This window comes from Pseudomonas syringae (assembly GCF_021606685.1).
Lineage (GTDB): Bacteria > Pseudomonadota > Gammaproteobacteria > Pseudomonadales > Pseudomonadaceae > Aquipseudomonas > Aquipseudomonas syringae_R.
Genome location: NZ_WKCB01000011.1, coordinates 39,230 through 51,119 on the forward strand (window position 1 = coordinate 39,230; position 11,890 = coordinate 51,119).

The following is an 11,890-nucleotide window of genomic DNA, read 5'->3' on the forward strand; positions in this document are numbered from 1 at the left end:
GTACAGATCGAGGCTTTGAATTGATAGAGCAAATGCCATGCCTAAAATTGAATGGGCATTCAATAACTCCTGAAAACGACCTGATGACGCGTCTATTTAAGCCCGCGCGGGAAGTGCGGGATATGCCCCGAAAAGCACGGCGCAGCGAGCCTGCTCACGGGGTGTGAGCAGATCGGTAGCACTTGTGGGAAGGCGCTTTGAGGGCATGGGAGCACTCTGTCACCACAAGCACGGGTGACAGGGGGTCTGGCGGTAAATCGTTTGGAGGCTACTTATCTGTTTGCGACGCGCTAAAAGGTGGCGCTTTTGGTTTGGGTGTTCACTTTATGAGCAGTGTTGGGCGGACTACCGCTATCGGGGGCAAGCCCCCTCCCACCCTTTGAATTGTGAATACATTCAAATGTGGGAGGGGGCTTGCCCCCGATTAGCAGCAATTCGGTCTCAACACTCCACTGCACTCACCGCCAACCCACCCCGCGACGTCTCTTTGTACTTGTCGTGCATGTCCGCGCCGGTATCGCGCATGGTACGGATCACCCGGTCCAGGGAGATAAAGTGCTGGCCGTCACCGCGCAGGGCCATTTGCGCCGCGTTGATCGCCTTCACTGCCGCAATCGCGTTGCGCTCGATGCACGGCACCTGAACCAACCCGCCCACCGGGTCGCAGGTCAGGCCGAGGTTGTGTTCCAGGCCGATTTCGGCGGCGTTGCACAGCTGCTCCGGCGTAGCGCCAAGAATCTCCGCCAGCCCCGCCGCCGCCATGGCACAGGCCGAACCTACCTCGCCCTGGCAACCGACCTCGGCGCCGGAGATCGAGGCGTTCTTTTTACACAGAATCCCCACCGCCGCCGCACCCAGCAGGTAGTCGACCACGTTGGCTTCGGTCACTTCTTCGCTGAACTTCATGAAGTAGTGCAGCACCGCCGGGATAATCCCCGCCGCGCCATTGGTAGGTGCGGTGACCATACGCCCACCCGCTGCGTTTTCTTCATTCACGGCCAGGGCGAACAGGTTGACCCACTCCATGGCGCTCAAGGTCGAGCCGATCACATTCGGCTTGCCCAACTCCTGCAGGCTGCGGTGCAACTTGGCCGCGCGGCGCCGCACGTTGAGGCCGCCGGGCAGGATGCCTTCGTGCTTGAGGCCCTGCTCCACGCAGTCCTGCATGGCGCGCCAGAGTTTCATCAAGCCACTGCGGATTTCATCCTCGGAGCGCCAGACCTTTTCGTTGGCCATCATCAACTCGGCGACGCGCAGGTTGTGGGTCTTGCACAGCTGCAACAACTCCACCGCGCTGGAAAAATCATACGGCAACTCGGTGCGGTCCATATCCGCTACACCGCTTTGCGCCTGGGCCTCGTCCACCACGAAACCGCCACCGACCGAGTAGTAGGTATCGCGGTGCAACTCGCCGTTATCGCCCGACACCAGCAGGGTCATGGCGTTGGGGTGAAACGGCAGGTTTTCGTCGAGCAGGCGCATGTCCCGCGCCCACACAAACGGCACCGGCAAACGCCCGTCCAGCAGCAGCGTGTCAGTCTCGCGCAGGGTGTGGATGCGCAGGCCGATCTGCGATGGATCGATCGCGTCGGGCCACTCGCCCATCAGGCCCATGATGGTCGCGGTGTCGCTGCCGTGGCCGATGCCGGTGGCCGATAAAGAGCCGTAGAGCTGAACTTCGACGCGCCTGACTTGTTCCAACAGTTCACGTTCACGCAGTGCTTGGACGAATAACGCCGCGGCGCGCATGGGGCCGACGGTGTGAGAACTAGAAGGCCCGATGCCGATCTTGAACAGGTCGAAAACACTGATAGCCATTGCCGTGAAACTCCTCGGTGAGCAGGCCAGGCATGAACAAGCTGCTACGCTCAGATCGCCCAGATGGCGGCATCATCAGGCTTTTATCTGTCATCACGGCGTCTCACACCGACGTAACCATGCTCACCAACGCCGCCCTTGTGCGATCAGGCGTTTTGGCCGTTTTTAGCGGTGCAGATCGGTAAAAACAGCAGTTTTGCCTTTGGAAAAATCTGTAAGCGACGTCACCGACACTGGATACGACCATCCCTGTACTGGATACGACGCCCCCTGTAGGCGTCAGATTTTCACTGGTACATGATCAGTCTCGACTCGTTTGCAAGGCACCGTGCCAGAGCTGTCACCGCACACTCCAACCGCAACACTTATAAAGCGCGGCGAATGCCGCCAGAAAAAACACAGGAGTCTACCCAGATGAAAGGTTCACCCTCGTTGTTGTTGGCCGCCATGCTGAGTCTGCCAGCCCTGGCACACGCTGCAGAACCGGAACAGTGCAAGACCGTCAACTTCTCGGATGTCGGCTGGACCGACATCACCGTCACCACCGCGACCACCAGTGAAGTCCTCAAGGGCCTTGGCTACAAGCCGCGCACCACGATGATTTCAGTACCGGTGACTTACAAGTCCCTGGCTGACGGCAAGAACATGGATATCTTCCTCGGCAACTGGATGCCGACCATGGAAAACGACATCAAGCAGTACCGTGATGCCGGCACCGTGGAGACCGTGCGCGCCAACCTGGAGAACGCCAAGTACACCCTGGCGGTCCCCGAGGCGCTGTATGACAAGGGCCTGAAAGACTTCGCCGATATCGCGAAATTCAAGGATGAGTTGGGTGGCAAGATCTACGGGATCGAGCCAGGCAATGACGGCAACCGCACCATCCAGACGCTGATCGACAAAGACGCCTTCGGCCTCAAAACCGCCGGTTTCAAGGTGGTCGAATCCAGCGAAGCCGGGATGCTCTCCCAGGTGGAACGCGCCTCCAAACGCGGCCAGGCCATCGTGTTCCTCGGCTGGGAACCGCACCCGATGAACACCCGGTTCAAGATGAAGTACCTGACCGGGGGTGACGACTCGTTTGGCCCCAACTACGGCCAGGCCACCATCTACACCAACGTCCGCAAGGGCTACACCCAGGAATGCAGCAACGTGGGCCAGTTGCTGAAAAACCTGTCGTTCACCCTGAACATGGAAAGCACGCTGATGGGTAACGTCCTGGACGACAAAATGAAACCCGACGCCGCCGCCAAGGCCTGGCTGAAAAACAACCCGCAAGTCCTCGACACCTGGCTCGCCGGTGTCACCACCGTTGATGGCAAACCAGGTCTGGAGGCCGTCAAAGCTTACCTCGCCAAGTAGTTTCTGCTGACCCCGGGCTGGTGCGCTGGCCCGGGATGTTTTTCCCTTCGCATGTGGACATTCACTACCATGCTGACTGAACAGAAAATCCCACTAGGCCAGTACATCGCTGCCTTCGTCGAATGGTTGACCGAACACGGCGCCAACTACTTCGACGCAATCGCATCGACCCTGGAAACGATGATCCACGGCGTGACGTTTGCGCTGACCTGGTTCAATCCGCTGGCATTGATCGGTCTGATTGCGCTGCTGGCTCATTTTATTCAACGTAAATGGGGCCTGACGGTTTTTGTCATCGCCTCCTTCCTGCTGATCCTCAACCTGGGGTACTGGCAGGAAACCATGGAGACCCTGGCGCAGGTGCTGTTCGCCACCCTGGTCTGCGTGGTCATTGGTGTGCCGCTGGGCATTGTTGCCGCGCACAAACCGATGTTCTACACCCTGATGCGGCCGGTGCTCGATCTGATGCAGACCGTACCGACCTTCGTCTACCTCATCCCTACCCTGACCCTCTTCGGGCTGGGTGTGGTGCCCGGGCTGATTTCCACGGTGGTGTTCGCGATTGCCGCGCCGATCCGCCTGACCTACCTGGGTATCCGCGATGTACCGCAAGAGTTGATGGACGCCGGCAAGGCCTTTGGCTGCTCGCGCCGTCAGTTGCTCTCGCGCATTGAACTGCCCCACGCCATGCCGAGCATCGCCGCCGGCATTACCCAATGCATCATGCTGTCGCTGTCGATGGTGGTGATCGCGGCGCTGGTGGGCGCCGACGGCCTCGGCAAACCCGTGGTCAACGCGCTGAACACCGCCGATATCGCCCTGGGCTTCGAAGCCGGCCTGGCGATCGTCTTGCTGGCCATCATGCTCGACCGCATCTGCAAACAACCCGACGCCAAAGTAGGGGGTGATGCATGAGCATTATCCGATTCGACAATGTCGATGTGATCTTCTCCAAAGACCCGCGTGAAGCCCTCAAGCTGCTCGACCAGGGCATGCACCGCAACGAGATCCTGAAAAAGACCGGGCAGATTGTCGGCGTTGAAAAAGCCAGCCTGGATGTCGAGAAAGGCGAGATCTGTGTGCTGATGGGCCTGTCCGGCTCCGGCAAGTCGAGCTTGCTGCGCTGCATCAACGGCCTCAACACCGTGAGCCGTGGCCAGTTGTTCGTGGAGCATGAAGGCCGCCAGATCGATATCGCCTCGTGCACGCCTGCCGAGCTGAAAATGATGCGCACCAAGCGCATCGCCATGGTGTTCCAGAAGTTCGCCCTGATGCCCTGGCTGACGGTGCGCGAAAACATCAGCTTTGGCCTCGAAATGCAGGGCCGCCCGGAGAAAGACCGGCGCAAACTGGTGGACGAAAAACTTGAGCTGGTGGGCCTGACCCAGTGGCGCAACAAGAAGCCGGACGAGCTGTCCGGCGGCATGCAGCAGCGCGTCGGCCTGGCCCGCGCGCTGGCGATGGACGCCGATATCCTGCTGATGGACGAACCCTTCTCCGCCCTCGACCCACTGATCCGCCAGGGCCTGCAGGACGAACTGCTGGAACTGCAACGCAAGCTGAGCAAGACCATTGTGTTTGTGAGCCACGACCTCGATGAGGCGCTGAAACTCGGCAGCCGCATCGCGATCATGAAAGACGGCAAGATCATCCAGTACAGCGTGCCGGAAGAGATCGTGCTGAACCCGGCGGATGACTATGTGCGCACCTTCGTCGCCCATACCAACCCGCTGAACGTGTTGTGCGGCCGCAGCCTGATGCGCACGCTGGACAACTGCACGCGCGTGAACGGCTCAGTGTGCCTGGACCCGGGCGGCGACTCATGGCTGGACCTGGCCGAAGGCAACACCATCCAGGGCGCTCGCCAGAATGGCGTGGTGATGAACCTGCAGAACTGGGCTCCGGGCCAATCGGTGGAAGGCCTGGGTCGGGTGCCGACGCTGGTGGACTCGAATATCGGCATGCGCGACGCGCTGCAGATTCGCTATCACACGGGGAACAAGCTGGTGTTGCATGACAACAACCAGGTGGTGGGGATCCTGGGGGACAGTGAGCTTTACCATGCCCTCTTGGGCAAGAACCTCGGCTGACAAACACTGCCAACCCACTGTAGAAACCGGGTTCAAATGTGGGAGGGGGCTTGCTCCCGATAGCGGTGTATCAGTAACAGATGTACTGACTGACACACTGCAATCGGGAGCAAGCCCCCTCCCACATTGAGAGCTGATTACACAGTTGGACCCAGCAGTGTCAGTGAGGACACTGCCAAGCTTCAATCATCAGCTATAGACACGGCCAAGGAGCTGCCGATGGCTTTCAAACTGATCGAGCACGTCCCGGGTGATCTGTTCCTGGGTGAAGCCCATCAGGTCGTACTCCTGAGGCCCGTTGTGCAGGTACACCTCGGCACGGTAATAGCGGGTGCGTTCCTCTTCGGGCAAATCATTGGGTGCAGACGAGTAAGCATCCAGGCTCACTTCGTAGACAAACGGGTTGCCCTCTTCCATCTCGATCCGCACACCAATGCAGCGCTTGGATTTGCCGAGCAAGGTCTGCACTTCCAGCCCCTGATCACGCAACGCGCTCGCCGCTTCTTCCAACGCCGGCGTTACGTGCTTGTCCATAAAACGCTGCACAGTGCCCTGGCTCGGTTGCAGGTCCAGCGCGGTCAGGCGCTCGCTGAAGCCACGACGACCACGCTCGGCCAGTTGCGCCTGCTCCTGTTCGATCGCCACGTCCTGGCGCATCGCTTTGTGCAAACCGAACATGAAGAAAATCAGCACCACCGAGAACGGCAACCCGGCCAGCACCACCATGGTTTGCATCGCTTCGAAGTTACCGGCAAACAGCAGGCCGATGGTCACCAGAGTGATCACCGCCGACCAGAAGATCCGCAGCCAGTGCGGCGCATCTTCATCCACGTTGCCGCCCTTGCAGGACAGGTTGGCCATCATCACCGCGCCGGAATCCGCCGGGGTCAGGAACAGCACGAAGCCGACAAAGATCGATACACCGATGACGATTTTCGACGCCGGGTAATGCTCAAGCAATTGGTAGATTGCCATCGACGGCTGCTCCAACGCCGTCTTGCCCAACTCCACCGCCCCATGGTTCAACACCAGGTCCAGGGCCGAGTTGCCGAAGATCGACAGCCACGCCAGGGTAAAGCCCAGCGGGATCAGCAGCACGCCAGCCACCAGCTCACGCACCGTGCGACCACGGGAAATACGTGCGATGAACATGCCCACGAATGGCGCCCAAGAAATCCACCAGGCCCAGTAGAACAGGGTCCACAGGCCCATCCAGCGCTCGGTCTTGTCGGCGTCGCCTTCGTACACATAGAGGTCGAAGGTTTTCAGGATGATGCCGTTGAGGTAGTCACCGGTGTTCTGCACCAGGCCGTTGAGCAGGTGCAAGGTCGGGCCAAACAGCAGCACAAAGATCAGCAAACCGCTGAACAGCACGATGTTGAGGTTGGACAGGCGGCGAATGCCGTTCTCCACGCCCGACACGGCGGCGATGGTCGCCACGGTGCTCATCACAATGATCACGATCAGCAGGTTGGTGTTGCTGTGCTGCATGCCGAACAGGTTTTCCAGCCCGGACGACACCTGCATCGAACCAATCCCCAGGTTGGTCACCAGGCCGAGCAGGGTCACGAACATGCCGAAGCCGTCCACCGCATGGCCGGCCGCGCCCTTCACCCAACGCTCGCCCACCAGCGGGTACAGCGCCGAACGCAAGGCAAGCGGCTGGTTATGCCGATACGCGAAGTACGCCACGGCCAGGCCGACCAGCGCATAAATCGCCCAGCCGTGCAGGCCCCAGTGCAGGAAGGTCAGTTGCAGCGCCTGGCGCGCCGCACCATTGCTGGCGGCTGCGCCTTCGGGCGGGTTGAAGTAGTGGTCCAGCGGCTCCGAGGCGCCGAAGTACAGCAGCGAAATGCCGATGCCCGACGAGAACAGCATGCCGGCCCAGGCGCCGTAGCTGAAGTCCGGGGTGTCGTCCTTGCTGCCCAGTTTCAACTTGCCGTAGGACGAGAACGCCAGGCCTACCACGAACACCAGGTAGGCGGCGATGACCACCATGTAGTACCAGCCGAAGCTTTTCGACAGCCACGCCTGGGCTATGCCGAGCATGCGCCCGGCCTCCTGCGGGGCGATGATCAGAATGGCGGTCAACAACAGAATCAGTGCGGTGGAGGTGTAGAACACCCAACCGTTGACCCGAACCTTTTCCGGCGGGGTCTTTATAAGAGAGGCAGAACTCATGGCGCAGTTGCTCCAGGCAGTGCGAGAGAGAAACACAAGGCAACGGTTATCCCGGGACATCGATTTTTCGGCAGTCGACGGACGGGTGTTATAAAGACACCCCGAAAATTCTTGAACCCCGCCAAAGCGGTGCGCAGGCCTTGATACGGCCTGTTTCAAGGGTTTTTGCAGGTGTCAGATGTCGCGGCCTGCACGTAGGAAATACCTGTAGGCAGCGACCATTTGTCGCAGATCTTATTCTTTGTTGATTGAACGTTCAATCAAAACAAAATAGACTGGCCATCAAGCCGACGGACGTTTATCGCCCATCGGCAGGCCTAAGGAGAGGTGCAACATGCCCAAGGTCGGTATGCAACCCATACGCCGCCAGCAGTTGATCGAAGCCACGCTGACGGCGATCGATCAGGTCGGAATGGGAGATGCCAGCATTGCGCTGATCGCCCGTTTGGCCGGCGTCTCGAACGGCATCATCAGTCACTACTTTCAGGACAAGAACGGCCTGATCGCAGCGACCATGCGGTACTTGATGAATGTGCTGATCGAGAACGTCCACGAACGCAGGCTGGCCCTTACGGACGACAGCCCACGGGCACACCTTCAGGTGATTATCGAGGGCAACTTCGACGCCAGCCAGGTCAACGGACCGGCTATGAAAACCTGGTTGGCCTTCTGGGCCACCAGCATGCATCACCCGTCATTGCACCGGTTGCAGCGGATCAACGATCAACGTCTGTATTCCAACCTGTGCTGCCAGTTCCGCCGAGTGCTACCGCTGCCGCACGCACGCAAAGCAGCCCGAGGCCTGGCGGCCCTGATCGACGGTTTATGGTTGCGCGGCGCCCTGTCGGGAGATGCTTTCGACACGAAGCAGGCGCAACGGATCGCTTACGAATACATGGATTTCCAATTGGCCAAGCAGGTGAGTTAGAGCCCATATAAATGCTCAACCCCTGAACGTCTGCCGCTCAGTGTTGCCACACCCTTATGGCCCACTTTTCGGCGGGTAACGCCAACCACTTATGCACTTGCGAGGACTTTATGGCCCGTTTCGACCTGCAAAAACTCTACATTGACGGCGGCTACAGCGACGCTGGCAGCGATGCCACCTTCGAAGCCATCAACCCGGCTAACGGTGAAGTTCTCGCCCAAGTGCAACGCGCTACCAAAGACGACGTTGAACGCGCCGTGGTCAGCGCCGAGAAAGGCCAGAAAATCTGGGCCGCGATGACCGCCATGGAGCGTTCGCGCATCCTGCGCCGTGCCGTCGACATCCTGCGCGAGCGCAACGATGAGCTGGCCGCCCTGGAAACCCTGGACACCGGTAAAGCCTTCTCCGAAACCAAGTACGTCGACATCGTCACCGGCGCCGACGTGCTGGAGTACTACGCAGGCCTGGTGCCCGCCATCGAAGGCGAGCAGATCCCGCTGCGTGACACCTCGTTCGTCTACACCCGCCGCGAGCCGCTGGGCGTCGTGGCCGGTATCGGCGCGTGGAACTACCCGATCCAGATCGCCCTGTGGAAATCCGCACCGGCCCTGGCCGCCGGTAACGCAATGATCTTCAAGCCAAGCGAAGTCACCTCGCTGACCACCCTGCAACTGGCCGAGATCTACACCGAAGCCGGCGTTCCAGCTGGCGTGTTCAACGTGTTGACCGGCAGCGGCCGCGAAGTCGGCACTTGGCTGACCGAGCACCCACGCATCGAGAAAGTCTCGTTCACCGGCGGCACCGACACTGGCAAGAAAGTCATGGCCAGCGCTTCCAGCTCGTCGCTGAAGGAAGTGACCATGGAACTGGGCGGGAAGTCGCCGCTGATCGTGTTCGAAGACGCCGACCTGGATCGCGCCGCCGACATCGCGATGATGGCCAACTTCTACAGCTCCGGTCAGGTTTGCACCAACGGCACTCGCGTATTCGTACCCAAGCACCTGCAGGCAGCGTTCGAAGCCAAGATCGTTGAGCGCGTTGCGCGCATCCGTATTGGCAGCCCGCAAGATGACAACACCAACTTCGGCCCGCTGGTCAGCTTTGCCCACATGGAAAGCGTGCTCGGCTACATCGCCAAAGGTAAGGAAGAAGGCGCCCGCGTACTGTGCGGCGGCGACCGCCTGACCGACGGCGAATTCGCCAAAGGCGCTTTCGTGGCCCCGACCGTGTTCACCGACTGCACCGACGAAATGACCATCGTTCGTGAAGAAATCTTCGGCCCGGTGATGAGCATCCTCACCTATGAAACCGAAGAAGAAGTGATCCGCCGCGCCAACGACACCGACTTCGGCCTGGCTGCTGGCCTGGTGACCAAAGACCTGAACCGCGCCCACCGCGTGATTCATCAGCTGGAAGCGGGTATCTGCTGGATCAACGCCTGGGGCGAGTCCGACGCGAAGATGCCAGTGGGCGGTTACAAGCAGTCGGGCGTTGGCCGTGAGAACGGCATCAGCTCGCTGAATAACTTCACCCGCATCAAATCGGTACAGGTTGAGCTGGGCGACTACGCCTCGGTGTTCTAAATCCCGAGCTTTGTGTTGCCTTTGAGGCCGCCATCGGGGGCAAGCCCCCTCCCACACTGACTGTGTTTACACGTTCAGATGTGCAAATACAGTCACATGTGGGAGGGGGCTTGCCCCCGATGAGGCCCGACCTGACCACACTTCAAAGAGGGTGCATTTATGTCCCAAGAATACGATTACATCATTGTGGGTGCCGGCTCCGCCGGTAACACCCTGGCGACCCGTCTGACCGAAGACGAAGGCGTCACCGTCCTGCTGCTCGAAGCCGGCGGCCCGGACTACCGTCTCGATTTCCGTACCCAGATGCCAGCCGCCCTGGCCTTCCCACTGCAAGGCCGCCGCTACAACTGGGCCTACGAAACCGACCCTGAGCCACACATGGACGGCCGCCGGATGGAATGCGGGCGCGGCAAGGGCTTGGGTGGTTCGTCGCTGATCAACGGCATGTGCTACATCCGTGGCAACGCCATGGACTACGACAACTGGTCGAAACTGCCGGGTCTGGAAAACTGGACCTACCTCGACTGCCTGCCGTATTTCCGCAAAGCCGAAACCCGCGACATCGGCCCGAACGACTGGCACGGCGGCGATGGCCCGGTCAGCGTGACCACGCCGAAAGCCGGCAACAACCCGCTGTTCCACGCCATGGTCGAAGCCGGCGTGCAGGCCGGTTACCCGCGTACCGAAGACTTGAACGGCTACCAGCAGGAAGGTTTCGGCCCGATGGACCGTACCGTGACGCCGAATGGCCGTCGCGCCAGCACCGCACGCGGTTACCTGGACACCGCTAAAAAACGTTCGACGCTGACCATCGTCACCCACGCACTGACTGACAAAGTGCTGTTCGAAGGCAAACGTGCCGTGGGCGTGCGTTACCTGATCGGCGCTGCCGAAGAGCGCGTTGAAGCCCGTGCGCGCAAAGAAGTGCTGGTGTGCAGCGGCGCAATCGCTTCGCCGCAACTGCTGCAACGCTCCGGTGTTGGCCCGGCCAAACTGCTGGAAAGCCTCGACATCCCGGTGGTCCACGACCTGCCTGGCGTCGGCGAAAACCTGCAGGACCACCTTGAGCTGTACCTGCAATACGCCTGCACCCAACCGGTGTCGCTGTACCCGTCGCTGCTCTGGTACAACCAGCCGGCGATCGGCGCCGAGTGGCTGTTCAACGGCACCGGTATCGGCGCCAGCAACCAGTTCGAAGCCGGCGGTTTTATCCGTTCGCGCCCGGAATTCGAATGGCCGAACATCCAGTACCACTTCCTGCCGGTGGCGATTAACTATAACGGCAGCAATGGTGTGAAAGAGCACGGTTTCCAGGCACACATGGGCTCCATGCGTTCGCCAAGCCGTGGCCGCGTGCAATTGAAGTCGAAGAACCCACGGGACTACCCGAGCATCCTCTTCAACTACATGGCCACCGAGCAGGACTGGCAGGAATTTCGCGATGGCATCCGCCTGACCCGTGAAATCATGCAGCAGCCGGCGCTGGATCAATACCGTGGCCGCGAAATCAGCCCGGGCATTGAAGTGCAAACCGATGAGCAGCTCGACAAGTTCATCCGCGAGCACGCCGAAACCGCGTTCCACCCGTCCTGCTCGTGCAAAATGGGCACCGACGAGATGGCCGTAGTGGATGGCGAAGGCCGCGTGCATGGCATGCAGGGTCTGCGTGTGGTCGATGCGTCGATCATGCCGATCATCACCACCGGCAACCTGAACGCGCCAACGATCATGATCGCCGAGAAAATCGCCGACAAGATCCGTGGCCGCCAGCCGCTGCCGCGCAGCACCGCCGACTACTACGTGGCCGGCGATGCGCCAGTGCGTGGCAAGCCGATGCGTGAAGTGGGCCCGACCGCGCAGTAACTGAAAGACCGAGGTGCCTTCATCGGGGGCAAGCCCCCTCCCACACTTTGATTTGTGAATACATT

8 protein-coding genes are annotated in these 11,890 nt (G+C 60.3%); 6 read left to right on the forward strand and 2 right to left on the reverse strand.

Features of this window, described 5'->3' with window-relative positions:
- Positions 1-441: 441 nt before the first annotated feature.
- Positions 442-1,818, reverse strand: a complete 1,377-nt coding sequence (locus tag GIW02_RS06915; RefSeq protein WP_236418317.1) for an L-serine ammonia-lyase — start codon at positions 1,816-1,818, stop codon at positions 442-444.
- A 414-nt stretch (positions 1,819-2,232) separates the two neighbouring features.
- Here GIW02_RS06915 and GIW02_RS06920 point away from each other — a divergent pair, with 414 nt between their 5' ends.
- The 3 genes from GIW02_RS06920 to choV all read left to right on the forward strand — a co-directional run bounded on the left by GIW02_RS06920 (position 2,233) and on the right by choV (position 5,270).
- Positions 2,233-3,180: a choline ABC transporter substrate-binding protein gene (locus tag GIW02_RS06920; protein ID WP_236418316.1), complete on the forward strand. Its 948-nt coding sequence runs from the start codon at positions 2,233-2,235 to the stop codon at positions 3,178-3,180.
- A gap of 69 nt (positions 3,181-3,249) precedes the next feature.
- Positions 3,250-4,095, forward strand: a complete 846-nt coding sequence (gene choW / locus GIW02_RS06925) for a choline ABC transporter permease subunit (RefSeq protein ID WP_122542187.1) — start codon at positions 3,250-3,252, stop codon at positions 4,093-4,095.
- Entirely contained in the window at positions 4,092-5,270 is a 1,179-nt protein-coding gene (gene choV, locus GIW02_RS06930) for a choline ABC transporter ATP-binding protein (RefSeq protein ID WP_122716673.1), read from the forward strand. Before choW ends, choV begins: the two co-directional genes overlap by 4 nt.
- Positions 5,271-5,459: 189 nt before the next feature.
- Here choV and GIW02_RS06935 read toward each other — a convergent pair whose 3' ends face one another.
- Positions 5,460-7,394: a BCCT family transporter gene (locus GIW02_RS06935; protein WP_236418318.1), complete on the reverse strand. Its 1,935-nt coding sequence runs from the start codon at positions 7,392-7,394 to the stop codon at positions 5,460-5,462.
- A 391-nt stretch (positions 7,395-7,785) separates the two neighbouring features.
- On the opposite strand from GIW02_RS06935, the gene betI reads away from it, so the two are divergent.
- The 3 genes from betI to betA all read left to right on the forward strand — a co-directional run bounded on the left by betI (position 7,786) and on the right by betA (position 11,825).
- The gene (betI, locus tag GIW02_RS06940) at positions 7,786-8,379 is read left to right on the forward strand and encodes a transcriptional regulator BetI (RefSeq protein ID WP_236418315.1); all 594 of its coding nucleotides are present in this window, start codon (positions 7,786-7,788) and stop codon (positions 8,377-8,379) included.
- Positions 8,380-8,489: 110 nt separating this feature from the next.
- Positions 8,490-9,962 carry a betaine-aldehyde dehydrogenase gene (betB, locus tag GIW02_RS06945; protein WP_236421804.1) on the forward strand — a complete coding sequence of 491 codons (1,473 nt, stop codon included), beginning with the start codon at positions 8,490-8,492 and terminating at the stop codon, positions 9,960-9,962.
- A gap of 159 nt (positions 9,963-10,121) precedes the next feature.
- Complete coding sequence (gene betA / locus GIW02_RS06950; protein WP_236413009.1) at positions 10,122-11,825, forward strand: choline dehydrogenase; 1,704 nt, start codon at positions 10,122-10,124, stop codon at positions 11,823-11,825.
- Positions 11,826-11,890 lie beyond the last annotated feature (65 nt).